The organism is Paenibacillus sp. FSL H8-0548, assembly GCF_038630985.1.
Taxonomy (GTDB): Bacteria; Bacillota; Bacilli; order Paenibacillales; family Paenibacillaceae; genus Pristimantibacillus.
Genome location: NZ_CP152049.1, coordinates 3705651 through 3730717, shown reverse-complemented (window position 1 = coordinate 3730717; position 25067 = coordinate 3705651). Strand labels below are relative to the sequence as shown.

General features: G+C 41.1%; 25 protein-coding genes and 2 pseudogenes. 22 read left to right on the top strand and 5 right to left on the bottom strand.

Annotated elements, in window-relative coordinates:
- Positions 1-182 precede the first annotated feature (182 nt).
- From MHI37_RS15860 to MHI37_RS15795, 14 genes and pseudogenes are all read left to right on the top strand, one after another.
- Positions 183-599, top strand: a complete 417-nt coding sequence (locus tag MHI37_RS15860) for a MarR family transcriptional regulator (protein WP_076334805.1) — start codon at positions 183-185, stop codon at positions 597-599.
- A gap of 309 nt (positions 600-908) precedes the next feature.
- Positions 909-1760 carry a molybdate ABC transporter substrate-binding protein gene (modA, locus tag MHI37_RS15855; protein ID WP_076334806.1) on the top strand — a complete coding sequence of 284 codons (852 nt, stop codon included), beginning with the start codon at positions 909-911 and terminating at the stop codon, positions 1758-1760.
- A 355-nt stretch (positions 1761-2115) separates the two neighbouring features.
- Positions 2116-2463, top strand: a complete 348-nt coding sequence (locus MHI37_RS15850; protein ID WP_076334807.1) for a hypothetical protein — start codon at positions 2116-2118, stop codon at positions 2461-2463.
- A 32-nt stretch (positions 2464-2495) separates the two neighbouring features.
- Positions 2496-3563 carry an FAD:protein FMN transferase gene (locus tag MHI37_RS15845; protein ID WP_179090126.1) on the top strand — a complete coding sequence of 356 codons (1068 nt, stop codon included), beginning with the start codon at positions 2496-2498 and terminating at the stop codon, positions 3561-3563.
- Positions 3560-4141, top strand: coding sequence for a ferric reductase-like transmembrane domain-containing protein (locus MHI37_RS15840; protein ID WP_076334809.1), 582 nt, complete (start codon positions 3560-3562; stop codon positions 4139-4141). Before MHI37_RS15845 ends, MHI37_RS15840 begins: the two co-directional genes overlap by 4 nt.
- A 113-nt stretch (positions 4142-4254) precedes the next feature.
- On the top strand, positions 4255-5343 hold the full coding sequence (locus MHI37_RS15835) for a GerAB/ArcD/ProY family transporter (RefSeq protein WP_342556564.1): 1089 nt from the start codon (positions 4255-4257) through the stop codon (positions 5341-5343).
- Positions 5336-6814, top strand: a complete 1479-nt coding sequence (locus MHI37_RS15830) for a spore germination protein (protein ID WP_076334811.1) — start codon at positions 5336-5338, stop codon at positions 6812-6814. Before MHI37_RS15835 ends, MHI37_RS15830 begins: the two co-directional genes overlap by 8 nt.
- Positions 6815-6819: 5 nt before the next feature.
- A complete protein-coding gene (locus tag MHI37_RS15825) occupies positions 6820-7998 on the top strand; it encodes a Ger(x)C family spore germination protein (protein ID WP_076334812.1) in 1179 nt (392 codons plus the stop codon).
- A 273-nt stretch (positions 7999-8271) separates the two neighbouring features.
- Positions 8272-8874, top strand: a complete 603-nt coding sequence (locus MHI37_RS15820; RefSeq protein ID WP_076334813.1) for a TetR/AcrR family transcriptional regulator — start codon at positions 8272-8274, stop codon at positions 8872-8874.
- Between the two features lie 5 nt (positions 8875-8879).
- Positions 8880-9626, top strand: a complete 747-nt coding sequence (map, locus tag MHI37_RS15815) for a type I methionyl aminopeptidase (RefSeq protein WP_076334814.1) — start codon at positions 8880-8882, stop codon at positions 9624-9626.
- Between the two features lie 137 nt (positions 9627-9763).
- Positions 9764-10342: a VanZ family protein gene (locus tag MHI37_RS15810; RefSeq protein WP_076334815.1), complete on the top strand. Its 579-nt coding sequence runs from the start codon at positions 9764-9766 to the stop codon at positions 10340-10342.
- Positions 10343-10442: 100 nt separating this feature from the next.
- The gene (locus MHI37_RS15805) at positions 10443-11024 is read left to right on the top strand and encodes a TetR/AcrR family transcriptional regulator (RefSeq protein WP_076334816.1); all 582 of its coding nucleotides are present in this window, start codon (positions 10443-10445) and stop codon (positions 11022-11024) included.
- Positions 11025-11245: 221 nt separating this feature from the next.
- Positions 11246-11944 carry an SDR family oxidoreductase gene (locus MHI37_RS15800; RefSeq protein ID WP_076334817.1) on the top strand — a complete coding sequence of 233 codons (699 nt, stop codon included), beginning with the start codon at positions 11246-11248 and terminating at the stop codon, positions 11942-11944.
- Between the two features lie 98 nt (positions 11945-12042).
- Positions 12043-13122: pseudogene (locus MHI37_RS15795) on the top strand (alkene reductase).
- Between the two features lie 248 nt (positions 13123-13370).
- Here the strand turns inward: MHI37_RS15795 and MHI37_RS15790 are convergent.
- Positions 13371-14126, bottom strand: a pseudogene (locus tag MHI37_RS15790) (phospho-N-acetylmuramoyl-pentapeptide-transferase); the annotation flags it as partial.
- A 298-nt stretch (positions 14127-14424) separates the two neighbouring features.
- Here MHI37_RS15790 and MHI37_RS15785 point away from each other — a divergent pair.
- From MHI37_RS15785 to MHI37_RS15770, 4 genes are all read left to right on the top strand, one after another.
- Positions 14425-15381 carry a sigma-70 family RNA polymerase sigma factor gene (locus MHI37_RS15785; RefSeq protein ID WP_076334818.1) on the top strand — a complete coding sequence of 319 codons (957 nt, stop codon included), beginning with the start codon at positions 14425-14427 and terminating at the stop codon, positions 15379-15381.
- A gap of 66 nt (positions 15382-15447) precedes the next feature.
- The gene (locus MHI37_RS15780) at positions 15448-15873 is read left to right on the top strand and encodes an SRPBCC family protein (protein WP_076334819.1); all 426 of its coding nucleotides are present in this window, start codon (positions 15448-15450) and stop codon (positions 15871-15873) included.
- A 704-nt stretch (positions 15874-16577) separates the two neighbouring features.
- A complete protein-coding gene (locus tag MHI37_RS15775) occupies positions 16578-17138 on the top strand; it encodes a class I SAM-dependent methyltransferase (protein ID WP_076334820.1) in 561 nt (186 codons plus the stop codon).
- Positions 17139-17208: 70 nt separating this feature from the next.
- Positions 17209-17700, top strand: coding sequence for an Rrf2 family transcriptional regulator (locus MHI37_RS15770; protein WP_076334821.1), 492 nt, complete (start codon positions 17209-17211; stop codon positions 17698-17700).
- Between the two features lie 90 nt (positions 17701-17790).
- Here MHI37_RS15770 and MHI37_RS15765 read toward each other — a convergent pair whose 3' ends face one another.
- Together MHI37_RS15765 and tnpB are read right to left on the bottom strand one after the other, a co-directional pair.
- A complete protein-coding gene (locus MHI37_RS15765) occupies positions 17791-18168 on the bottom strand; it encodes a hypothetical protein (RefSeq protein ID WP_076334822.1) in 378 nt (125 codons plus the stop codon).
- Positions 18169-18239: 71 nt separating this feature from the next.
- Complete coding sequence (gene tnpB / locus MHI37_RS15760) at positions 18240-18518, bottom strand: IS66 family insertion sequence element accessory protein TnpB (protein WP_076334823.1); 279 nt, start codon at positions 18516-18518, stop codon at positions 18240-18242.
- A 570-nt stretch (positions 18519-19088) separates the two neighbouring features.
- Here tnpB and MHI37_RS15755 point away from each other — a divergent pair.
- The 3 genes from MHI37_RS15755 (at position 19089) to MHI37_RS15745 (ending at position 21513) form a co-directional block, all read left to right on the top strand.
- Entirely contained in the window at positions 19089-19517 is a 429-nt protein-coding gene (locus MHI37_RS15755; protein ID WP_076334824.1) for an SRPBCC domain-containing protein, read from the top strand.
- 530 nt (positions 19518-20047) lie between these two features.
- On the top strand, positions 20048-20596 hold the full coding sequence (locus MHI37_RS15750; protein WP_256709582.1) for a sigma-70 family RNA polymerase sigma factor: 549 nt from the start codon (positions 20048-20050) through the stop codon (positions 20594-20596).
- 5 nt (positions 20597-20601) lie between these two features.
- On the top strand, positions 20602-21513 hold the full coding sequence (locus MHI37_RS15745) for a hypothetical protein (RefSeq protein WP_076334826.1): 912 nt from the start codon (positions 20602-20604) through the stop codon (positions 21511-21513).
- 194 nt (positions 21514-21707) lie between these two features.
- On the opposite strand, the gene MHI37_RS15740 is transcribed toward MHI37_RS15745, so the two are convergent.
- The gene (locus MHI37_RS15740; RefSeq protein ID WP_076334827.1) at positions 21708-22418 is read right to left on the bottom strand and encodes a dihydropteridine reductase; all 711 of its coding nucleotides are present in this window, start codon (positions 22416-22418) and stop codon (positions 21708-21710) included.
- A 621-nt stretch (positions 22419-23039) separates the two neighbouring features.
- Between MHI37_RS15740 and MHI37_RS15735 the strand changes: the two genes are divergently transcribed.
- Positions 23040-23252 carry a hypothetical protein gene (locus tag MHI37_RS15735; RefSeq protein WP_076339759.1) on the top strand — a complete coding sequence of 71 codons (213 nt, stop codon included), beginning with the start codon at positions 23040-23042 and terminating at the stop codon, positions 23250-23252.
- Between the two features lie 871 nt (positions 23253-24123).
- On the opposite strand, the gene MHI37_RS15730 is transcribed toward MHI37_RS15735, so the two are convergent.
- Positions 24124-24948, bottom strand: a complete 825-nt coding sequence (locus tag MHI37_RS15730) for a phytanoyl-CoA dioxygenase family protein (RefSeq protein ID WP_076339758.1) — start codon at positions 24946-24948, stop codon at positions 24124-24126.
- Positions 24949-25067 lie beyond the last annotated feature (119 nt).

Genomic DNA, 25067 nt, shown 5'->3' with positions numbered 1-25067 from the left:
CTAGTGTTATGTTTTATGACATGAAAACGTTTTAGTTTCAAATAATTTTTGATTAGCTAACATCGAGTTAGAAAAACTTACATTGTCATCAATCTTAAAGCAATTGTTTTGTTGTTTTTGATTGTTCAGGGATTATGAATGATATAGACTATAGATATTCATAAATAGCTTAGGAGTGGGATATGACAAACCAACGTTTGCCTAAACATGTATACGAGGAGCTTGCTTTATTTCGTTACCGCATTCGCAAGTTTATCCGATTTAGCGAAGATGCGGCTAGAAGCAAAGGGCTTACTCCACAATATCACCAACTTATGTTAGCTATCATGGGATTTCCAGACCGGGAGTACGCAACACCAAAAGAACTGGCGGAACGCCTGCAGCTAACACCTCATGCTTGTATAGAACTTATAAAACGATGCGAGATTTTAGAGCTTGTACAGCGATTGCCCAATCCGCAGGACAAACGCAGTATTTTTATAAGTGTGACAGAACGCGGAATGGGCATATTGGAAGAACTATCAGAAATTCATGTCGAGGAATTGAATAAAGCAGGTTTGCTTGAGGTTCAGAAAGAGCAGCATGTACAAGACAAATAATATATGGGTGCAATTTAGACCTCTTCCAATCGGAAGGGGTCTTTGCATTTTTGGCAATATATTAAAGAACTTAGATTTTCATGTTATATAAACTAACATAAATAGATTGATTTATGTCGCGAAACGATATATATTGATAATGGATTATATGGTTTAGATATATTTAGTATGTTTTGGTGCGGAATTATTAAAGAGAGGGGGATGGCTAGAATTAAGGGGCAATAAGTTTTGTCATAGCCTGAAGAGGTATGATGGTCCTACTATTACTTAAAATATTTGATATCACAAACTTTATTCAGGAGGGTTTATATGTTAAAGGTGTTCAAGAATTTTACGATGTTATTGGTTGTTGCTGCTATGGCTTTAGTGTTTGCAGGCTGTGGAGCAACACAAAATGCGAATATCAATTCAAGTACTGCGGCTCCGTTAGAAAGTACAGTAGAGCCTAGCCAACAGCCGGCTCAAACCGTTGAAATTACGATTTCTGCTGCAGCAAGCATGACCGATGCTTTAACGGAAATTCAGAAGACTTATGAATCTAATAACCCTACAGTTAAACTTAGCTTTAATTTTGGTGCATCTGGTGCGCTGCAGCAGCAAATTGAGCAGGGGGCACCTGCTGACTTATTTTTGTCTGCGGCTGTTAAAAACATGACAGCTTTGGTTGATAAACAATTAATAGATGAGAGCCAACAAATTAATTTGCTGAAAAATGAGCTGGTAGTGGTTGTAGCTACAGACGCTTCAACATCAATTCAAAAAATAGAAGATTTGACGAAAGCGGAAGTAAAAACAGTGGCAATAGGCATTCCGGAAAGTGTGCCTGCTGGAAGCTATGCGAAGGAAGCACTCACGAGTGTGAAGTTATGGGACGTTTTGCAGCCTAAGTCCGTACAAGGTAAGGATGTAAGACAGGTACTGCAATATGTAGAAACCGGAAATGCGGAAGCAGGATTTGTATATAAAACAGACGCACTAACGACTGATAAAGTAAAGATTGGATTTACGGTTGATCCTGCTGCTTACAAAACGATTCAATATCCGATCGGTATCGTAAAAGCTACTAAACATGCAAAAGAAGCCGAAGATTTTTATAAGTATCTGCAGTCACAAGAAGCATTAGATGTATTTGTTAAATATGGATTTTCTGTTTCAAGCTAATCAAATTAGTCCTGAAAAATTTCGTAATTCAAGATCGTTCTATTTGGAAAAACGAATGGAAAGTATTCAGTCATACAAATTATGCAAAGGCTGCCGAGCTAATTGGCAGCCTTTATGGGTTGACTTTGGGTTCTTCTCGTCAAGGCCGGACAGCAAACACCGTCAATTTACGGGCATGCAAGCATGTCTAACAGAAATATCAAGTAAGTGAAATAAAATTACAAATGATGATGAATGAGTGTCGCCGTTCATTTTAAGTTCTAGTTAAGTTCCATTTAAGTAACCCATCTTATAATGGTAACAAGGAACGGACGGAAATTCACCGTCAGATACGACGAAGAAATGGGGATGGACAATGGCGAAAAGGAAAGACAAATGGAGGAAGTGGAAGATCGGCGCGGGGAGCGCGACCGCGGTCATGATGCTGTTCGGCGCCATACAGAATAGCGAGACGTTCAAGCGCCAGGCGCTGGAGAAAAGCCAGGACGTGGACGGCGACAGCTACGTTGCGGAGGATGGCGCTTCCGAGACAGGCTTCGCCGAAAACTGGCAGTCGGAAGCCTCTTCCGGAAGAGGGAGCTATGGCAGAGGGAATGGGAGCACTGGGAGTGGAAACGATGCGGAGAGCAGTGGTGAAGGCGAAGGGTACTGGACGGAAAGGGAAAGTACAGGCGCCATGTCGTCACGTACGGGTAAATCGTGATGGTGAGGCGCACGGACATGGCGTTCTCGTCGATGAATACACGGATAGAGGTGCAGTTGGAGCATGAAGAAGGGGATGGCATTACTTCCGAGCAATATGCCAATGAGCTGCGAGGATGGTTTGAGGAATGCGAGAGCCGATTCAGCCGATTCCGACCTGATAGCGAGCTGTCTAGGCTCAACAGCTCCGGAGGAGAATGGATCATTCTCTCCGACAGACTGTATGACGTGCTGGCTCAAGCCGAGAGTTATCGGAAGGCCACGAACGGCTGGTTCGATATTCGCATTTTGCCTGCGTTGGAAGCCGCGGGGTACGACCGCTCTTATGAGAAGTTTGCAGCAGGCGTTGATGCAAGGCTTCCCATTTTAATCGAGGGGAGCTGCACATCTGATAAAAGCTCTCGAAAGCGTCAGGAGGGGATAAACGCAGACCCGGCAGGCTTTCTTGAACAGAATCCCGGCATGAAGGCGGTACGGCTAGCGGAAGGATCTTTACTTGACCTCGGCGGTATAGCAAAGAGTTGGACGGTGGCGCAAGCGGGGCTATGGTTTCGTGCCCGCAGAGGTTTGCGTGCGGGTATCATTAACGCGGGGGGAGATGCCCTCGTCTGGCAGCATGACCGCAACGGCGAGCCCACTAGCTTCGTGATCGAGTCGCCGTGGGACGGGAAAACGTCGATTGGCGAGCTGATGCTGCTGAACGGAGCGGTTGCGACCTCCAGCGTGCTGGGCAGACGCTGGCTAACGGATGATGGCGTTCGCCATCATCTAATAGATCCCGTCACAGGTCAGCCATCTCGCAGCGAGGTTGTGCAGGCGACGGTCGCGGGGAGAGATGTCGTCACTTGCGAAATATGGGCCAAGGTGCTGTGCATGGCTGGCGCCGAGGCAATATCAGCCATGCAGGCCCATTCTCCCGGTTGCGAAGCGCTTATTGTTAAGCATGATGGAGGGATCGTTTGGAGCGGACGCTCATCATCGGGATTTACATGCCAATGGCGGAGCGACGATTTTGTGCCGTCGTCACAGGAGTCAGCGCGAATAAGAGAGTTGTCCCCAGAGATAAGAGAATTAAGGAACAGAAGGGGGATTATCGTATGATTCAATGGGTATTGAGTTGGCCAACCTGGCCCATGACACGAATATTCGGTATTTTGGCGTATTTGCTATTGTTCGGAGGCATGGCGCTTGGCATGCTGTATGGTTATCCCTTCGCAAAAGGACCGCTGAAGGCGAAGCTGTACCGGTGGCATACGCGGCTGACTGGCGGTGGCGTCATCATTTCACTTTTGCATGCGGTCATTTTGATGATCGACACTTATTCCCCATTTACTGCTGTTGAAATATTGGTTCCTTTTATGGCTCGCTCGCATCCGTTCTGGTATGGACTCGGAACACTCGCGTTGTACGGCATGTTGGCGTTGATGTTATCTTCGGATATGCGTCCCAAGCTGAAGCGTCCGCTGTGGATTGCCATCCATATGCTATCGTATCCCATCTATCTCATCGCAATGCTTCATGGCATCAAGGCCGGAACGGATACTTCACATCCACTGGTTCAGGCGATGTACATAGGCACCTTCATAATTACGCTGGGACTGTTCGGGGGCAGAATGTTTCTGCGAAGCTCGTCCGCAGCCGGGGGAATCCCTAAACGGACCCCGCGGCGGACGGGATGATGGACAACCCGAAGCTCAAAGCGAAGTGATCTTCGAACAGATGAATAATCGGATAGCAGAAGGGAAACTATACCATAAGTAAAAAACTCTGACATACAGATCAGGAGGGGACAATCATAGAGGCATCGATATCTAGAATACAAATCATTTTTTTGATGCTTCTATCGCTTGGAATTTCCAATCATGTACTAATTATCCCACATCTTCTCCAAGCGGCGGAACGTGATGCGTGGTTCAGTATTTTGATTGCTTACGCAGCATTGATTTGCTGGAGTGTGATTCTTTATTTAATTTTGAAATCAATGAACACGTTGGCCTTTACTGTTTGGCTTAAAAACCGTATAGGGAAAGTCGGATTATGGTTTATAACTGGAGGCATATCTCTTTATTTATTCGTCTCAGGAATTATGATTGTCTTCGATACAACAAAAAATGTGAAAATCTACTTCCTTCCCAATACACATGAATTTGTCATCACTTTAAGCTTTATAGGATTATCGTATATAACGGCAAAAGGAGGATTTAAGACTCTAGTTTATATGTCTGCAATGTTATTACCCATTGTATGGATGTTAGGAATCGGAGTTTCTTTGATGACCACAGGTGTCAAAGATTATGGCATGCTCCACCCACTATTGAAAGAAGGAATTGCTTCTGAACTTATGGGCAGTGTTGTAGTTTTTGGCGGAAGCATGGATTTGCTGATTTTACTTTTGATACAGCATAGATTAAAAAAGCCTTTGAATTACGGAACCATTTTTATATTATTATCTCTGTTGGTCGGGCTAATTATGGGACCAACGCTTGGTGCCATAGCTTCGTTTGGTCCATTTCAAGCTGAAAATTTTCGATTTCCCGCTTTTGAACAATGGAGGCTGGTGATGATTGGAAGTAGTATTTCTCACGTGGATTTTTTTGCTGTATTTCAATTAATGGCGGGCAGCGTTATACGAACATCACTTATCGTCCATCTCTTGTGTGAACTTGCCGGTGGCCATTCACAAAAATTTCGCCAGACAGTAATGCTCATCATTTCAGTTATTATATCACTGCCTTCGCTTCTAAGGTTAAGTGACATCGTGATGCAGAAGCTGATTCATGACTACTTTTATACCTATTCACTCTGGTTCGGAGTTACACTAACCACACTTCTATTTCTGATTACTTTTGTACCACAATGGAAAGGAGCAAGAAATGAATAAGTCATCTGAAAAAACGTTGTTTCTAGAAGAGGAAACCTTGTTGCGCGATGGAACCTTGTTAAAGGGACAACTGCAAGAAGCATTCGCAAAGCACTCGGATATCCAATTTCCGACACTTCCACAACTGGAGTGGTCTGATCACATGACCGCCTTTTATTGCGAGGGCATGATTGAAAAAACTGAAATGAATGCCTATTTTACTAGGTCTATTCATTATATAAATCGTCTAACTAACAATCTCGATGAAATTGTTCTAGAATATTCAGAAGAAATGCCGTTGTTCGAGATTAATCGTACATTCGGAGAAATGATTACTAGCTTATTTACGGGTAAATTGATCATTTATCGGGAAGGAGATTCGAACTTCTGGGCATTTGATATTTCTAAAGTCCCCCAGCGATCTTTGCAGGAGTCCAATACTGAAATTTCAATAAAGGGGCCAAAGGATGCTTTTACTGAAGACATATATACAAATATATCTCTGATACGGAAACGAATGCAAACAGGATTGTTATTCAGTGAGCAGTTCATTATTGGAAGCCTAAGCAAAACACAAATATCTTTGCTTTATTTGAACCATAAAGCGAACCCGAAAATGATTTCCGAAGTACGCAAACGCTTGGAAACTTTTCAAACGGAAAGTATTGTAAGCAGCGGTCAGCTAGAACAGTGGTTATCAGATAGAAGCTTCTCGTTGTTCCCATTGATTGATTATATCGGTCGGCCCGATTTTATCATAGAAACGTTGCTGCGAGGAAGGTTCGCCATCCTTGTTGATGGTTCACCTATGGCTCTAATAGGACCTTGTAATTTTCTTGAATTAATAAAGTCACCTGAAGATGTCCATTTCCCTTTTCATTTTGTTATATTTCAACGGATTCTAAGGATTTTCGGTCTGGTAATAGGTGTTTTTTTACCGGGCTTCTGGATCGCCATTGCATCAGTAAATATTGATCAGATTCCATTTTTTTTACTGTCAACGGTTGTCACCTCGCGAGAGGGAGTCCCGCTGCCTTCTTTTCTTGAAGCGTTCCTTCTTATATTTCAATTCGAATTACTGCGAGAAGCAGGTATTCGCTTACCGAAAGCTGTCGGTCAGACGATTGGAATCGTGGGCGGATTGATTATCGGAGACTCGCTCATCCGAGCCGGTCTTGCATCTCCGACACTACTCGTTGTCGTAGCTCTTTCTACCGTAGCAACTTTTTGCTTAGTAAATCAATCATTGTCCGGTACTGTCAGTATAATTAGAATTTTTATTTTGCTAATCTCCTCGTACCTTGGCATATACGGATTTTTCCTAAGCATGTTCTTAATTATGATTTATCTCTGTCGTCTTGAATCCTTTGGGATTGCGTATCTTGAACCCATTTCTTCTTTGAAATTTAAAGATTGGCTGGCAGCGTTCGTCCTTAATCCATTCCGTAGAACACGTTTCTCGGCGTCCATGATAAGTAAACGAAAGAGGTGAAAGAAGTGATTTACAGCATTCGTTGCATCTTAATTGTAACGGTTATATTATTTGCATCGGGCTGTTCTACAGACGTCAAGGATATTGAAAAGTTAAGCTATGCTTCTGCTATAGGTGTCGATTATAAGGACGGTAAGTATCATGGTTACATTCAATTTATCGATTTTCAGTCCGTTGCAAAAACGAGCGACGGCCTAAAAGCACCTTCAAAGATTTGGGTTGGTGAGGGGATAGGGGATTCTTTTGAAGAATCCCTATTTGAGCTTTACCGATCGGCGCAAGAAAGAATTTTTTGGGGTCATGTGACCTCTATTGTGATTAGTGAATCGACATTAAAAAAAGGGATAGGAGAAGTTTATGATAGTTTGATTCGATATTATGAATTTCGTCTGACACCTTGGGTATACAGTACACGAGGATCAGTTAAGGAAATCCTCTCCGCAGGCGGTTTTTTTGGACAGTCCCCACTTAGTACCATTCTACATGAACCACTAGGGACGTACTCCCAGACATCAATAATTCATCCGATCAAACTCCATAGATTAATTGGACAGATAAATGAACCTGGGTTTACTTCATGCATTCCATCTCTCACGATAAACAAAAAAGATTGGTCTGAAAAAAATAAACCCGAACCTAAATTGGCAGTCAATGGGGCAATCTTCATTAAAAATGATGTATTTAAAAGCTTTATACCAATTAAAGAGTTGAACGGGCTGCGTTGGATACAAAAGGGAGCGATACGGGCTGGTATTCCCGTTCCAAATAAGAAAGAGCCTGCAGTACAAGTTGTTGTCGAGAAACCAAAAGCCAAGTTGAAATTGGATAAAGCAGTGGGGGGTCTTCGTTACAATATTGATATGAACGCGAGGGCCTACATCGTCAACCGAACCAATAATAACTTTACGAATCTGAAACAATTAACTCAGACTTCAGCTGCTGTTATTGAACAAGAAATTCGGCACACATTTCAATCAGGCCTAAAAAAAGAGACGGATGTCTTTAATCTCGAACATAATTTATTTCGATATCACTACGAGAGCTGGAAGAACAACTCTTCCGTGGAGCAGAATGTGTTAAAAGATATGGAGATCCAAGATATTCATATTGACTTAAATATTGAACATTCGAGCTCTGAAAAAAATTCAACTATTCGCAAAGGTGAGGGAATAAATAATAAATAGATACTCACTCCGTTGATTTATGGCGCAGCTTCAAACTATGGAGCTGACAAAACCTGTACTGGTTGAGAAGTTACAATAACGAAAAGATGCTCGCTAAAAGCTGCGTATATCGCGGCTTTTATTAACTTCGAGGATAGCTATCTTTAATCAAAATATATTGGGGTTGAGGTCAGGACGTTGTCAACAAGGATGGATTATAACTTGATCCTTACTTTTAAATGATGTATATTAATTTTATATCGACATTACTGCAGGTCTAAAGAAGGAGGAACCATGTCACCACGTACCAAAGAACAGAATGATGCGATCCGGGAGATGCGGATGATTCAAATTATGCAATCGGCTGCGGAAGTATATTTGGAGAAGGGCATCCAACTCGAAATACGCGATGTTGCGGTCAAGGCAGAGCTCGGCTACGGAACCGTGTATCATTACTACAAAAATAAGCACATGCTTTTGGAAGATTTACTGTGGGATGCTCTAAATCGAACGGAGTCGGCAATACAGCCTGCTTTGACGGGGGACGGCGGAAGTTTGCTTAAAGCTGAGTCATTCTCCAGGCTGCTCCTGCGGAAGTGCATCCAGGATCCTTCTGTATTTATTTTACTTAAAACGGTTGCGGATAATTTTCATCACTTCCCGGGGAACCGGTTCATCAAGCTGTTTACCGATTTTCAGGAACGGATCTATTTGCCGTTTGTGGAAATGATTCGTGAAGAAATCGGTTCCAAATCACCGGAGAAAACAGCTAATCTGATATTTGGCTCGATGGTTGGCTGCGCAGCATTGAACATCCACCACAATATGAGAAGCGAGATGGATGTGGAAGGGATCGTCAATATGATTTTTTCAGGCATACAGTTAAAGGAGAAATGAACGGAATGGTCATCCTGAAATCAAGAGCAGAAATTGAAGAAATGAGAAAAGCCGGGCGAATTGTTGCTGCTTTTCATCAAGCAATCGCAGGTATGATCCGGCCGGGTGTCACGACGCTCGATATCGAATCGTTCGCGGTGCAGTTCCTGAAGGAGAATGGAGCCAATGCTTATACGATAGGCTACAATGGCTATCCGTTTGCGACATGTGCGTCTGTCAACGACGTCATTGCGCATGGTTTTCCGAACGGGAAGCCGCTCGAGGAAGGCGACATCGTCAAAATCGACATCGTCGCGGAAGCGGATGGCTGGATCGGCGATTCAGGTTGGTGTTACGCGGTCGGCGAGGTGTCGGAAGAAGCCCGTAATCTGATGCAGGTAACGAAGGAATGCTTATATCTTGGTATCGAAAAAGCTGTCGTCGGAAACCGGATCGGCGATGTGATGCACGCGGTTCAAACCCATGCCGAGCGAAACGGATTCTCGGTGGTGCGCGATTTACTCGGTCATGGCGTAGGAAGGGCGATGCATGAGGAACCTAATTATACCCACGTCGGGAAGCCAGGTAAAGGATTCCGCTTGAAGGAAGGATTGGTTTTTACGATCGAGCCGATGCTAAATGCCGGAAAAGCGTTAATGACGATTGATGCCGACGGATGGACCGCCAGAACCGCTGACGGCTCGCTTTCCGCACAGTACGAGCATACGGTAGCCATTACTGCGGATGGCCCGATTATATTGACCGCACAATAGAATTCATTCCTTTTGTTTATTCGAATTTGATATTGAACGGTGATTCGGAGAAGAAAGTTCAATCACGAAATCACGGCAGCTGGTCTCACGAACGGCTGCCGTTGTTCATTACAATATTTGTGGAGTTGAAAGTGATTATGCATATAAGACGACGTATTAAGTCATTTATATTATTTGGTTTTTTTCTAATTTCTTATATTTTTCTGTTTCTGCTCATATTTCTTTTTAAGTATGTTTCACCGTTAGACTTATTTAGTCCAGATAGAATATACATTAGATCTGTAGATGTAATACCATTTTATACTATATATAGTTATTTATCAGGTGCACTGAATGTTCCGACTATTATCGTAATGACGAATATATTGGGTAATATTATATTGTTTATGCCTTTGGGCGTGTATGTACAATTATTAAAGAAGGACAAGAGAATATCCATAAGTATGGTTATTGTTTTTCTTATTAGTTTACTTGTTGAGATATTCCAATTTATATTTGGAATTGGAGCCACAGACATTGATGATATTATTTTAAATAGCTTAGGTGGATTAATTGGGATATTAGTATATAAAGCTTTATTATTGAGCTTTAAAGATGAGGAGAAAGTGCGTTTGACAATTGTAGTAACAGGACTAATCCTTATTTTGTTTGCTATTGCATTTGAGATAATATCTAATCTATTCGGCATTAGAATTAGATTACTGCCACGCCTGTAAGCGATTGAGTGAAAAACGGGTGAAACAGACTAATTACACTTTTTCATTCTTTACTGATCGTTCTCAATATGTTATATTGAGCATGGGAGGAGGGAAAGGAATGGCAAGAAGCAAAGAATTTGAGGAAAACGTAGTATTAGATAAGGCCATGAAGCTCTTTTGGGAACAAGGATATGAGAAGACATCCTTAACTGATCTAGTGGAGCATATGGGGATACATCGTAGAAGTTTGTATGACACGTTTGGTGACAAGCATATGCTCTTTCTTAAAGCAATAGATCGTTTTCGTGCTAAAATTAATACGGAGCTTACTGGAGTAATTAAACGCTCCGAGACTGCCGAGGAAGCTCTTCAGTTAATTATTAACTTCATGATATATGGTGGTGAAGAAGGATCACCTTCTGGTTGTTTAATGGTGAATTCGGCGGTGGAATTGGCAATGCGTGATGCCGAAGTAGATTCCAAGTCCACTGAATCGTTTATACTATCAGAGCAAATGTTTAAGGATATTATATTGTGGGGACAGAGGAATGGAGAATTCACTTCAGCTTACAATGCCGGAGAGCTAGCGGAGCATATGCATGCAGTATGTGTTGGATTGAGGGTAATGACAAGAACCTCCATTGCCAAAGAAAAACTACACCGTACAGCCAATATATCCATAAAACTTTTAAAGAAATAGTTTGATATATTTAGAATGATTGTTCTAATAGGTGTAAGTATAAGCTATGTTATGAAGCTTACTCCTAAGAGGATAATATTCTATATACCCATTTTAGAATGATCGTTCCCGTATTTTGAGATTTCCCTTCGCCCAACACTCTTAGGAATTCATTACTTGCGTTTTTTAAAAGAGGAAACGATTGATGTACCCATATCAGATAAGAAAAGGAGCAACATAAAATGAAAATCTCTGAACAAATCGCTTTTGTCACCGGTGCGAACAGAGGCCTTGGCCGAGAACTTACACTTGAACTTCTTTCCAGAGGGGCTAAGGTTTATGCTGGAGCAAGAAACCCAGAGTCCATTGATATTCCCGGAGTAATACCTGTGAAGCTCGACATTACGAATCCTCAAGAGGTAGCTGCAGCCGCTGATATTGCTAAGGATATTACGCTTTTGATTAACAATGCAGGATCGTCTACAGGCGCTTCCTTGCTTAGCGGTAATCTTGACCAAATCCATTTGGAGTTTAATACGCATTTCTTTGGCACACTTTCCATGGTTCGCGCTTTCGCTCCGGTTCTAGCTAATAACGGCGGTGGATCGATTCTGAATATTCTTTCTGCATTATCTTGGGTTAGTTTGGGAACTGGTGGTGCTTATACAGCTGCAAAGGCAGCACAGTGGGCATTGACGAACGATCTGCGTTTAAATTTGCATCCTCAAAAAATACGAGTAACTGGATTACATGTGGGCTATATGGAGACAGACATGACGTCGGGCTTAGAAGTTCCTAAATCCAACCCTGCAGACATCGCGAAAATTGCTATTGATGGAATAGAGTCCGACAGTTTTGAAATTGTTGCAGATGACACGAGCCGTTATATCCAAAGTACTCTTGCCGGAGGAGTTTCATCGATATATCCACAACTATCCTAATAAAATCGACTAATCAAGTAATACGTCCAAAATATATAACCAATTCATAACAGCAAACACCACACCATTGATAACAAATGATAAGAGGAGTGTAATAAATGAATAAATTATGGAACAAAACGAAGATTGGGAACTTGGAATTGCCTCATCGTTTAGCAATGGCACCAATGACTCGTAGTAGATCGAATGAAGATGGTATACCAGGAGAATTAACAGCCCTTTACTATGCTCAACGCGCGTAAATGGGACTCATTATTACAGAGGGTACACAACCTTCTGATGATGGTCAAGGGTACTTATGGTCACCTGGAATATATACGGATAAGCATATTAAAGGATGGAAAATGGTTACCGACGCTGTGCATGAAGCAGGTGGATCAATGTATATCCAATTAATGCATGTCGGTCGCATGTCGCACCCAGAAAACACTCCACATCATCGTCAACCTGTTGCACCCTCTGCAATCGCTCCAGGTGTACAAATATTCACTGCTAAAGGTATGCAGGATATCCCCGTTCCGCGTGAATTAAGTAGAGAGGATATTCAAACGACCATTGCTGATTTCCGAAAAGCTGCGGCGGCGGCTATTAAAGCAGGCGCGGATGGCGTTGAAATTCATGGAGCCAATGGTTATTTGATTAATCAATTTATCGGAGAAAGTTCGAATACACGTACGGATGAATATGGGGGATCTATAGAAAATCGAACTCGCTTCGCGATTGAAGTAACGAAAGCCATCGTCGAAGAAATTGGAGCAGAAAGAACAGCATTCCGGATCTCGCCAGGGACACCTCTAGGTGGGATACAAGATGGTGAACAAGGACCTGAACTTTATCGTTATCTTGTAAAAGAATTAGCTCAGCTGGATTTAGCTTACCTTCATATCATGCATCTCGGAAACGAAGAGTTGCTCCAAGATATTCGCTCAATCTGGACGAATCCTTTGTTAGTCAATCGCGCAGGGCGAGCTCTAGAAAATTTAAGTATTGATCTTGATAATGGTCTGGCTGATATCATACCAGTCGGTGCATGGGCATTAGCTAATCCAGATTTAGTCGAACGACTTAAAATAGGAGCTCCATTGAATGAAGCAGATCCTTCAACATTTTTCGGCATCGGAAGCAAGGGGTATACTGATTATCCTACGTTGAAAGAACTGGAATCGCAGAAGGGATAGGCTCAAACAATAAATCAATATTACACATATTAGTCTTAAGAGAGATTTTGGATTGTGTCACAAGCCATGTGTCGGACGACAAGAACATATATACAACTGAAGTCGCATACTATGCGGCTTTTTTTTACTGTATATGTAGTCGTTTGCGCAAGACAAGAACTTCTAAGCCACCAAATCACTAACTGAACAGGGAAGTAACAAAGCTGAGAATACAGGACTGCTAGAGGGCATATTTCCAAATAAACCAACAGATAAACTGAAAACAGGATTGGGATTAATATTTCTACCTTCTCAATTACCGCTAAGATGGAGAGAGAACCTCCAATTGCTAGCGATCCAGTATCACCCATAAATGCTCTGGCGGGATAAATATTGTAGAGCAATAATCCGAGTAGACATCCAATCATTACAAGCGAAAATGTTTGTACTTACTGCTTGTCTGAGATTAGAAAAAAGAAAAAATAAGTCGGGATCGCAACATTGATCAATAGACCGTCTAGACCATCTGTGAAATTGATAGCATTAGATGATCCAATTACAAATAATAACATGATAGCTATGTACACGTAAACGGGCAAGTGTAGCTGAAAACCATTGAACAACGAAATATCGCTCGTCAGTGTAAACGAATGGAACAAAGTGATAAGCAGAATACCGGTAAAGGCGAATTGAAACACAAGTTTCGTCCGTCCGGAGATGCCTGAGGGATCTTGCCTTGCTGCCTTTTTGAGATCATCCATAAAACCAACAGAACTGAATAAGAGAAACGTAACGCACAAAAAGATCATCAATGATGCAGGGTGAAATTGTAGAGATGTTACCACACCGATAAGCAAAATGAGGCCAGCCATTAGTGGTGTCCCTTGCTTGGCTTGATGGTCAGGGGGTAACTCAGAGCGAATGGGCTGCGTTAGCTTCAAGTTGCGCAGCCCCCAAATGAGTAGTGGTGTAAAAAACGCCACAAGCAAAAACGAAAGACCAGATATACCCAACATTCCAAACATTCTGAAAAAACACCCTTCCTTGCACGAATCAGTTATACTTTTAAATCAACTATACAAAAGGTTTTAAATTCATTAAAGTGAAGGTTTGCTTGGCTTTTTTTTCATATTTTCATATAAGTCGTTGAATTCTAACGGGACACAATAGCTTAACCAGACATGAACATGAGGACAGTCCTCTATATTTCTTAGTACGAAACGCGCCCCGCCGCCAAAGGACGGCGTAGCCTTTTCGCCTTGTGTCTGCCGGATGATTCGAATATGATGGAAGGAGGACCTAGATCGACCTAAGGAGGCGAAAATGAACGAAGCCGCTTTTGATATGAAGTTATTTGAGAGCTACAAGCCGGGGTTAACCTCGTATTGTTATCGAATGTTGGGATCCATTGATGATGCGGACGATGCTGTACAGGAAACCTATATTCGGGCATGGCAGAGCTGGGATCGATTCAGACAGGACTCATCTATTAAAACATGGATCTACCGCATAGCGTCGAACTTATGCCTGGACAAGCTGAGGCAAGCGAAGCGCCGTATGCTTCCCGTTGACCTGTCCGACCCGGCGGTCAAGATTGTCGAACCGAACGCAACGCTGCCAGACTCATCCTGGATTTGGCCCTCACCCGAATTTGGAGAAAATCCGGAAGATGCTCTCGTTCGCAAGGATACCCTTCAGCTCTGCTTTATCGCACTCTTACAAACCTTGCCGCCTCGTCAACGCGCGGTTCTTATTCTGAAGGATGTCTTTGAATGGTCTTCGAAACAAATTGCGGAAACGTTGGGAATGTCGCCGGCAGCGGCGAACAGCGCCCTGCAACGAGCCAGGGAGACGATGGACCGAACGCGGCTTCGCTCCGACGAATTTAGCAAGATGGATGTCAATCCCGACCAAAATCTTCTCTCGCGGTATGTGGAAGCGTTTGAGCAATTTGATATCCTTGCGCTTGTGTCATTGTTCCATGAGGAAGGTTGTATGTCCATGCCGCCTTTCGCCATGTGGATAAGCGGGCAAGAAGATTTGTCCGCGTTTTTTGCGCTTACGCGCTGGCATTGCGAGGGGTCTAAATTTTTACCAACTACAGTGAACGGCGGTTATCCCGCTCTGGCGCAGTATGTGCCGGATAAGGAGACATCCGTATTGGTGCCTTGGGGCATTCACGTAATTGAAGTGAAAGATAATCGGATATTCCATGTTCAAAATTTCATAAATGCAAAATTATTTTCCCGATTAGGGCTTCCGGAACAAATAGACCGATGAATTCGGAGATTGGCATTCGTCTATACTAGTGAAAAACAAAATTCCCGTAAAGAGGTGTCCTTCACAATGGAAACAAGCAATCAAACGAAAGTAACTGTAGAGACCGTCGTTCAAGCCCCTGTAGCAAAAGTATGGAGCTATTGGACCGAACCGGACCACATTACGAAGTGGAATCAACCTTCTGAGGAATGGCATGCGCCAAGAGCGGAGAACGACTTGCGGGTCGGCGGCGAATTCCTGACAAGGATGGAAGCTAAGGATGGCAGCATGGGTTTTGATTTTAGCGGAATTTACGACGAAGTGAAACTCCATGAGACGATTGCCTACACATTGGGAGACGGACGGAAAGTGGATATTGCGTTCGTCGACCAAGGCGAGGACACTAAGGTTGTTGAAATCTTCGACGCCGAGAGCACTCACCCCGTTGAATTCCAACAGGCGGGTTGGCAAGCGATTATCGATAATTTCAAACGATATACGGAAGCATCATAAGAATACATCGAGGCGCCCATTAGGGCGCCTCTTTCAACATACAGGATAGTAAATGACATCGTCCTACTTTCTCTATATTTCTCGGAACGAAACGCGCTCTGTCACCAAAGGACGGCAGAGCGCGTTTTGCATTGGATGAAAGTGCAATCGATCTTCGTTTGTTCTGTTCCCTATCCAATGTTGTTATTGTGCTCTATCGGTAGACGATAGCATATAAGAGGCACTGAAGACATGAGAGGTGAACTCAATGTATTGCTACATTAGTATCCATTCTGATGATTATACGAAAAAAGTAAAGTCAACGCTCTTGGAGCAATTCTTAAGTCGTAATTTGAAAAGGTTAGTCACCTGACAGAATGTATACCGATTGCCGTTAAGCTATTTATCATGTGTTTGGCTTGTTTCTCAATAAAATAGAGGTGGAATAGTTGAATAATAAATACGAACCACAAAATGATAAGTTCTATATGGGGTAGCGTCAGTAAAAAACGATTACTTTACGTATAGAAACCGTTGTTTATTTAACTTGTTTCTCTAACGCCTCCGTTAATGAAATAACATGATAGTTTAAATTAAATATTCCAATAAGCTTTTAAAAAATAAGCAATCTTAATATCCATTGAAACAAAAATGTTTACAAATAATAATATTTTAATTATAGTTAATACAGAGTCAAAATGTCTATAATAAGAAGGAGCATTGAAATGAATCAAAAATTAATTAGAAAAATAAATAATTTGGAGAATATACAGCGATTCCCTGCCGATGAGCTATTTCGGTTCGTATCCCTTAATAAAGAAGATAAATTATTAGATCTTGGAGCAGGAAGTGGCTATATAAGTCTTCCAATTTCTAAGTATGTAGATGAAGTAATAGCACTTGATTATGATGCAGATATTTTAAAGTACTTGGAAACAAAAGCTGTGGAAAATGGAATTAACAATATTAAAACTCTTGTATCAGATTTCAAAGATATACAACTAGGTAACGAAAAAGTTGACAAAGCTATTGCTTCAATATCAATTCACGAAGTTAAACCACTTCCGCTTGCATTAGGCGAAATATATAGGGTCTTAAAAAATAAAGGAGTGTTTCTTTGTATTGAATTAGAGAAGTCAGAGTTATCAACTGGTCCGAGAGTATCTTCAAAAAATATGAAAGAAGAAGTTCTTAATGCTGGCTTTGATATCGTCGATATTTTTTATCCTCAAACTAAAGTGGCTAATCAATCTGTTTATATAATTGTTGCACAAAAAAATGAATAAAACGGTATTGAACTATAGAAATTATGGATAGTTTTAAACATGAAATAATATAATAAATGGGGTTGGAAGGATGCAATTTGCGAAAAATACTGATTATGCACTACATGCCTTAGTTCATTTGGCTAATTCAGAGCACGAATACAAAATAGGTATTAAAGAATTATCCAATATGCTAGACGTATCAGAGAGTTATTTATCAAAAATTATGACTAAGTTACGGAAAGATGGGATTGTAAGAGCTGTCCCTGGTGTGAAAGGCGGATATGAACTATCACGTTCAGCTAGTCATATCACATTCTTAGAAGTTATTTTGTCTACTGAGGGTAGACAACAAATGTATAATTGTTCTAAATCAGATTCTAGACAACATACATCATTGACAGATGAAAGCAATGGCCAATTAATAGATAAAGAAAAGAATCAAGGTGTTTGTAGAATTAAAGAGGTCATGGATAATGCTGAAAGTGCCTTACACCAATTTTTAAAAAATCACTCCATACAGTCTATTTTAGATAAGGCCAATAAAGACTGTAATCATCATTTGCAAAAAGAAAGAGAATGATTTTATTGCTATCTATATAAGTTGAGCAACGGCTGAATCTCCTTTTTATTTCATTAAAAAATGAAATATGCCACTAATCATGTACTCATTTCATGCAGTGACCGCCACAGCAGGTGCATATTTGCTCTTCTTCGAGCAATGTATACGTGATGATTTTATAGGAAATCCATCCCACTTGGCTTCATGAGTGCCAGCGGATTTCTTGCGGCTGTAGATGACCGTTTCCATATCCGGTTCTTCAGAGGTAGACCTCGCCAGCACTTCGGCTTCGTTGAATAAGTTCATCTCTAATTGATCGGGATGTGTCTTCTCACTCGAAGCACCGAAGCGTTTCTGCTGCGCAAGACGGAATTGTTCCTCATACCAATGGAGTTTGGCTGTCAATTCCGCAACTTGCTGTTCCAGTTGTTCAACTTTCACTTTGTTATTTTCAATTGTAGGTGTTTGTATTTCCGCTCTATTTTCCATAGATAATGATTTCGATGAGATACGGTTTAATCCCGCTTAAAAGTAAGGCAAAATGATGAAAACAGATCGTGCTAAATGACGGTTTCTGCGGTTACTTTAGGATGCGCTTGTCGTTGATGGAGTGAAAGGCCATCCAGCAGCCAACGATAAAACAACCAGAAACCATTATGCTCCCAGTATAGGAGCTTGAGCTTATTGCGTTCACGATTGCAGAACACAAAAAGGCATGTCGAGAAAGGATCAAGCCCGAAGCCTTCTTGCACAATAGCGGCTAAGCCATCGATAGACTTACGCAGATCGGTTGATCCGCAGGCAAGGTAAACGCGAAGTGAACCAGGCAGTGTTAGCATGACGAATCTAGTGCCTGCCAGTCTAGTAAACGTTGTTCTTTCTTGGTCATGAGGCAGCCTCCAATGATTAAGTTTCCTTATTCTCTCACGGATGAAAGCTGCGTTGAAGGTGGTATGTATTCATGATGAGGATACGGGATCCGATGCAGTCTACATACACACACCAAACCCTAATTCGGACGATTTTCCAGCGCACTTTGATTTTCTTAAATGGGATTGTAAGCTTCCAAATGTCTTTTCTGACCTTATAGATACAGCTCAATTCAACATTGGATATTATGAATCTGAGATTGAACGTGTTTATTACATACAATCAAAAAACCTAAAATTCCATTAACACAGTTATTAAATTAATGGGGTACTATAGCTTAATACCTACCAGGACGAAGCTGCCGGAATGAAACGGCAGTCTCGTTGAGCTAACGGGAAAGATAGTTAAACAACCTTCCCTAATGTGTTATTTCAAAAATGAGCAATCGAAAAGAAATCACATCAACCGTGCTATGGTATAATATTCGTATACAAATAATTACATAAATTAAATCCTTTTAAAGAAGGGGAATGAGCAATATGGCAAATATTGAGCACTTACAGACCGTGAATGTTCCAGCTTCAACGGTATATGAAGCATTAACCACTGCAAAAGGACTTTCAGAAATATGGACAAATGAACTAATAGTCAATGATCAGGTCGGTTGTATAAATGAGTTCCGATTCGGGGGCAAAGGCTTAACGAAGATGCGAGTTAATGAGCTTGTTACCGATAAAAAGATTTTGTGGCAGTGTGTTGATTCAGATCCAGAATGGATAGGTACGACAATTTCTTTTGATATAGAGGAAAAAACCGGGAAGACTTCAATCATTTTTCGTCAGATGAATTGGGAGGAAGTGACCACATTTTATCGCATATGTAATTATAACTGGGCTATTTTTTTGTACAGTCTTAAACAGTATTGCGAAGAAGGCGAGGGTCTTCCATATCATAAACGGAAATTTTAGAACCATTGATAACACAGATGGGTAGACTAAAGTACATGATCCCGAGAACTGATTTCGGAAGTATTGGGTAAGTACGAATGATTGTCACCCAAGTCTTGACAATCATTCGTTCAACTAACTCCAGTTTAACAGTAGGCAAACTTAGAAATTATATTCGTACATATGTAATAAGAAGATGGCTAATCCAATGATCGAGAGATCGACAACATATAATATATATGTTGGATGACAAGAATATGAGCCGATTAATTACCGCGTATATTGCGGTTTTTTTGTTTTATCGGTACACATTCTTGTCAATCTGTAATGTCAAGAATATGTGCCGTTTGCCGAATAAGATCAAGAATATGTTCCGATTACTGGTCTTACTTAAAGCATGTGTAGCAAATTGAATCCTCACTCAACTCAGATATGATATTCAAAGCAATAATTTCTCCTTGGAACACAAGTTAAAAGCTGCCGATGAATTAAATTCAAATTTGGGGAACTTTTCCTGTGTTAATTGGTCTTATTAATAGAGGTGAATTGATGTGGAGAAGCAATATATAAAATATTTAGCTCCAGGTTTCAATCGTGATCTTGTACTGGAGGATCTCATGACCACATATGGCCAGGATGTCTGGAATTTCGCCTTCTTCCTGACCCGCCGCGCCGATGCAGCGGATGATATATCTCAGGACGTTTTTTTAATTGTGTATAACCGACTTTATACATTTCGCGGAGAATCTTCGATCAAGACTTGGATTCTGAGTATTACGCGCAATAAAGCTCTCAATTACTTGAAAAGCGCCTTTATTCGGAAAGTTACATTAATAGATACAATGTTGCATTTTAGCGGCCAGTCGCCATCGGCTGAACAGGTAGTTTTAGACCATATTTCATCCAGAGCAATTTGGGAGCAGGTGCTGAAGCTGCCCTTGAAGTTCAGAGAGGTGATCATTTTAAATTACCATTTCGAGCTTTCAGTTGACCAAATCGCTGCGACGCTTCAAATCTCGGAAGGCACGGTGAAGTCGCGTTTACACCGAGCGAAGAAAAAAATGTCAGTGCTGTTGGATAGTAAAAGAGAGGGAGTGTGAACCTCATGACGAATAAGGTAAAACCACAATGGGCTGAACTCTTGAAGGATTCGCCATTTGATCAACCACATTTTTCAGAAACAATAAAGTCGAAAATCCGGCAAAAAACGAAAATAAAAAACAAGGGTAAACTAAGAATTGCTATCATCCTACTCGCTGCAGCAGCTTTAAGCTCCATTTTTTTGTATCTCTTTATCGTAGATAATGAAAAAATGACTGAACCTATCGATGAGCGAAATGCCTATTATGATAGAGGAGAGCTACTATTACAGGTCTTTCCTGAACCAGACCTGCAGGCTGGAAGTCCTACAGGCTATGTCTTTAACTTCTCAGAGCCGTTCACCATTTACCAAGGAAAAGAGCTATTTATCCGTGCAATTCATATCAATACGGGGCAGCAAGTGGTCGCTGTTCCAACCGTGAAAATAACCGAGCCGAGCAGCGGATACAAGAGCTTAGAGCGTTTTACTGCTAACTTCGCCCTTCCATTAGGCGGATTGTGGAGATTTGAGGTAGAATTGGACGGTCATTATTATGGGGATGTGATTTTATCTGTAAAAGATCCTCTCTGGGAGCTTAGTTCCGAGTTTAAGTCAGCAAGCTATATGTTAAGAGGTAAGGATCAAAATGTAGGATTCATTGACCCAGGATTTATCGCGGGTAAAATCAATAAATACATGTGGCATTTATGGGACAACAACAGGGACTTGAACGGTGAATTTACCGTGAAGGCAGTTAAGAAGGGGGACGATCATATGATCGAAGTGTTCTCCGGCTCAAACTTAGGAGGCTCATTGAACGATGCGGATCGGAGCATACCGAGTTCGATGTCTTTGCCGATAGCGGGTGTATGGAGGCTGCTTCCTATGGTTGGTGGCAGACTTGTTGACAGCATTGTCATTGAAGTGAACGAGTGAGAAACTCACTGTAATTTAGAGCAGCAGCAGCTGTACCGAAGGGGAGGGTCGAACACGTCACCCAAACTGGGTTACCTCGCGAAAAACCCCTCTCAAACCCATATTTTACGTTAAATAAAATGACCTCGTTTTGAAAAAAGAATTGATCAAAACGGGGTCATTTTAATATTTACCAAGAAAATATTTTATTTCACTTAAATTGGCAATGATAAAAACTTAGAGCGTTGTTCTTCATGCTTGTCGAGCACAATCTGTTCCGGCTTGATGCCCTGTTCACGCAGCACTTCAATGTTATGCACGAGGAATTCGTCGCTGCCGACAACATAGAAGAGTCCATCCTTGTCTCCAGCAAGATTTTTCACTTCTTCATAATAGTCTTTACGGTTATCGACGAACTGTGATGTGAACTTCTTATTAGGTGCGGATTCAAAAATATCAGTGAATAAGAAATTCTTTGATGAATCGATGTTTAAGGAATGAAGTTGATTGACGTTTTCAGAACGTTCGAAATACTCAAGTACAAGTGGTCTGAAGGTTGCCAGTCCGACACCAGAGGACAGTAGGTAAACATTTTTGTCTTCTCTTTTAAGCGGTACATTTGAATGAATTTTAAATATTGCAACTTCATTGCCGATTTCAAGATTTCTTAAAATCGCTTTAAACTCAGAGCACTGTTCTCTGATGCGTGTTGTAATACCGATGGAATTTTCACGCGGTAATGTGGAGATTGACATATGGCGAATCAGGCTGCGGTTTGGTTTATCTTCAGTATTAAAACCTTCCAGTGCGAAGTGGGTGTGGGAACCTTCTTCCCATGTGAAGCCTTCCGGACAGTCGAGCAGGTACGTTCTAACCTCAGGAGTTTCTTCAATAATTTTATTTATTTTAGTCCAATATATTTGCATTATACATTCTCCTTACTCAATTATAGTTATCATTATTATCTAGTATACAACAAGTGATAACAATTCTCAATTAAACGGATTAATTATTTCAGATCATTTATGCGACTTGAAGTTTACTTTATCACTGAATACAAGGTATGGTTGAAAAAGCACTTAAAGAGTCGCAAAGATTTCTGTGAAGTCCTGTTTGTGACGAAAACAAATCCCACCCGTCGAATGTCCATACCGACGATCAGATGGGCGCTAAAGCGGTTAGCAAATCGGGGGCAAAGGCTTAACGTAGATGCGAGTTGATGAGCTTGTTACCGATAAAAAGATTTTGTGGCAGTGTGTTGATTCAGATCCAGAATGGATAGGTACGACAATTTCTTTTGATATAGAGGAAAAAACCGGGAAGACTTCAATCATTTTTCGTCAGATGAATTGGGAGGAAGTAACCACATTTTTTCGCGTATGTAATTATAACTGGGCTATTTTTTTGTACAGTCTTAAACAGTATTGCGAAGAAGGCGAGGGTCTTCCGTATCATAAACGGAAGTTTTAGAACTATTGATAACACGGATGGGTGGACTAAAGTACATGATCCCGAGAACTGATTTCGGAAGTATTGGGTAAGTACGAATGATTGTCACCCAAGTCTTGACAATCATTCGTTCAACTAACTCAAATGAGGATGAATATCTGAAGGGATTAGGAGCAAAACAAATTATTCATCGTAACGAAATCGTCGATGCTGATAAAGTTTCAATGCGTAAAGTGAAATGGGCAGGTGCTATCGATCCTGTTGGTGGGAAAACGCTGCAATACATCTTAAGTACATTTAAAGTCGGCTAGGTATTGACTCGGTATATTGTCCCATGGATAAACGTATAAAAGTTTGGAATCGTCTAAGTGATGATTTGAAGCCAACAGCTTTAAATGCAGAAATGGTAAATGAAATTCCTAAAGGAGCTAATTATCAGTGGTAGCAAGGGCTTCAATCGATTGATTGACATATGTACAAAATACGAGTTTTGTGCAATAGTACAGGCATTCATTAGTTTAGTTGCTGATTTTGACTTATTAATCAGTTAATGAGTTATGAAGCTTTTGCTGCAATTAATTATGTCATAACTGCTTCTTTCAATCATTTTTGAATACTGTGTTCTAGAATTAACACTCTTACATGTTTACTTGATAGGCTTCAAGTTTTCAACCACTGAAGTATTTTGTTATTAATAATTTAGTTCGTTGTACTTACAGAAGTTTATTCTTTTTCCATTTCAAATAAATGAAATGACATTTTCGTTTGTTCAAGATAAAATCATGCTCTTATTATAACAATCATTATTTTAATGTGACACATTTTATCAAAATGCTTATATATATTGGTTTCTCATGATAAAGTTAAGATTAGACTTTATATAGTATTTTGTGCATATGTAAATAACAACCCTCACTTTTTACGCCATTCATTAGTCTATAAGAAAATAAATAACTGCCTTGCTTAGGCAGTTATTTATTCAATGATTTTTCTTACTATTTCCATTACTGTTTAGTGCTTTATCAAGTTCTTTAATTGATTTAACTTCCGTCTCCCAACATCCAATCATTTAAGAATAAGACTGACCCGATAATAGAAAATATGCAATGAACCCGCGTGTCCAAAATGACTGGACATGCGGGTTCACTTTGTGGTCTATACTATATTCGGCCATCTCACTGTCTATTTAGAATACAGTAACGGGAAGAATTCATTATCAAACTTCTGTCCGAATTCCGGACGTGGTCCGAGCAATCGAACATTATCATGCCGAGCTCTGCCTTCTTTGTAGTATGTATCTCCAGGCATTAGATGAGCGACAACAGATAACCGAGGCTGATCTGTGAAATTCGTTGCTGAGCCATGGAATGTAAGCGAGTGGTGGAAGCTCGCTTGGCCAGCTTTTAAAATACATGGCTCCTCTACCCAATCTCGAGTTGCAAAACGCTGCTTCAGCTTCATCATATCCTGTTCAAAGAAGGCATCACTCCCCTCAATAGTGCCCCACTTGTGTGAACCCAGGATTGTCATCATGCCTCCATTATTCAGGTCTGTATCCTGCAGCGCAATCCAAACGGTTACCATATTAGTTGTACTGCTTGCTCGCCAATAGGCGTAATCCTGATGCCAGCCAACATTCCCTGCTCTTGTTTCTTGGCCTGAAGTACCTGGTTTGTAGATTACTTGATCATGCCATAGGCGAATCTCGTCCTCGTTCAGCAGATTCGATGCCATTTCACCTAAATTTGGATCGGTGACGACACTACGTACCTCATCGTTAATCCACCAGCCATTATCGAATTTGCGAAGAGCAAATGAATCGCCAGATAGTTTGAAGCCATTAAGAGGCATACCTGTTCCATCATAATCACTCTTCCAAATACGCTCATGTGCGCCGCGAAGACGCTCGATTGTCTGGTCATCCAGCAATTTCGGACTGATCCAATAACCGTCTTGATCAAACCTCTCTTTATCCGCTGTTGTAATTTTATAAGGAATAACTCCCATAATGGACACCTCATCTTTTCTTGGTCTATTTGGCTTACTAGATTTATTGTAGACCACAAGATGAGCCTTGACTTTCCAAAACCTATCAAATAGGATTGGAAACATAAAAGATCATTAGA

What these genes read in the sequence shown, in the direction of transcription:
- tnpB (WP_076334823.1), bottom strand. Translation starts at nt 18,518, where the DNA reads ATGCTAACACTGCCTGGTTCACTTCGCGTTTACCTTGCCTGCGGATCA.
- MHI37_RS15805 (WP_076334816.1), top strand. Translation starts at nt 10,443, where the DNA reads ATGGCAAGAAGCAAAGAATTTGAGGAAAACGTAGTATTAGATAAGGCC.
- MHI37_RS15850 (WP_076334807.1), top strand. Translation starts at nt 2,116, where the DNA reads ATGGCGAAAAGGAAAGACAAATGGAGGAAGTGGAAGATCGGCGCGGGG.
- MHI37_RS15845 (WP_179090126.1), top strand. Translation starts at nt 2,496, where the DNA reads ATGAATACACGGATAGAGGTGCAGTTGGAGCATGAAGAAGGGGATGGC.
- MHI37_RS15765 (WP_076334822.1), bottom strand. Translation starts at nt 18,168, where the DNA reads ATGGAAAATAGAGCGGAAATACAAACACCTACAATTGAAAATAACAAA.
- MHI37_RS15775 (WP_076334820.1), top strand. Translation starts at nt 16,578, where the DNA reads ATGAATCAAAAATTAATTAGAAAAATAAATAATTTGGAGAATATACAG.
- MHI37_RS15800 (WP_076334817.1), top strand. Translation starts at nt 11,246, where the DNA reads ATGAAAATCTCTGAACAAATCGCTTTTGTCACCGGTGCGAACAGAGGC.
- MHI37_RS15810 (WP_076334815.1), top strand. Translation starts at nt 9,764, where the DNA reads ATGCATATAAGACGACGTATTAAGTCATTTATATTATTTGGTTTTTTT.
- MHI37_RS15730 (WP_076339758.1), bottom strand. Translation starts at nt 24,948, where the DNA reads ATGGGAGTTATTCCTTATAAAATTACAACAGCGGATAAAGAGAGGTTT.
- MHI37_RS15745 (WP_076334826.1), top strand. Translation starts at nt 20,602, where the DNA reads ATGACGAATAAGGTAAAACCACAATGGGCTGAACTCTTGAAGGATTCG.
- MHI37_RS15840 (WP_076334809.1), top strand. Translation starts at nt 3,560, where the DNA reads ATGATTCAATGGGTATTGAGTTGGCCAACCTGGCCCATGACACGAATA.
- MHI37_RS15735 (WP_076339759.1), top strand. Translation starts at nt 23,040, where the DNA reads ATGATTGTCACCCAAGTCTTGACAATCATTCGTTCAACTAACTCAAAT.
- map (WP_076334814.1), top strand. Translation starts at nt 8,880, where the DNA reads ATGGTCATCCTGAAATCAAGAGCAGAAATTGAAGAAATGAGAAAAGCC.
- MHI37_RS15830 (WP_076334811.1), top strand. Translation starts at nt 5,336, where the DNA reads ATGAATAAGTCATCTGAAAAAACGTTGTTTCTAGAAGAGGAAACCTTG.
- MHI37_RS15740 (WP_076334827.1), bottom strand. Translation starts at nt 22,418, where the DNA reads ATGCAAATATATTGGACTAAAATAAATAAAATTATTGAAGAAACTCCT.
- MHI37_RS15780 (WP_076334819.1), top strand. Translation starts at nt 15,448, where the DNA reads ATGGAAACAAGCAATCAAACGAAAGTAACTGTAGAGACCGTCGTTCAA.
- MHI37_RS15860 (WP_076334805.1), top strand. Translation starts at nt 183, where the DNA reads ATGACAAACCAACGTTTGCCTAAACATGTATACGAGGAGCTTGCTTTA.
- MHI37_RS15820 (WP_076334813.1), top strand. Translation starts at nt 8,272, where the DNA reads ATGTCACCACGTACCAAAGAACAGAATGATGCGATCCGGGAGATGCGG.
- MHI37_RS15770 (WP_076334821.1), top strand. Translation starts at nt 17,209, where the DNA reads ATGCAATTTGCGAAAAATACTGATTATGCACTACATGCCTTAGTTCAT.
- modA (WP_076334806.1), top strand. Translation starts at nt 909, where the DNA reads ATGTTAAAGGTGTTCAAGAATTTTACGATGTTATTGGTTGTTGCTGCT.
- MHI37_RS15755 (WP_076334824.1), top strand. Translation starts at nt 19,089, where the DNA reads ATGGCAAATATTGAGCACTTACAGACCGTGAATGTTCCAGCTTCAACG.
- MHI37_RS15785 (WP_076334818.1), top strand. Translation starts at nt 14,425, where the DNA reads ATGAACGAAGCCGCTTTTGATATGAAGTTATTTGAGAGCTACAAGCCG.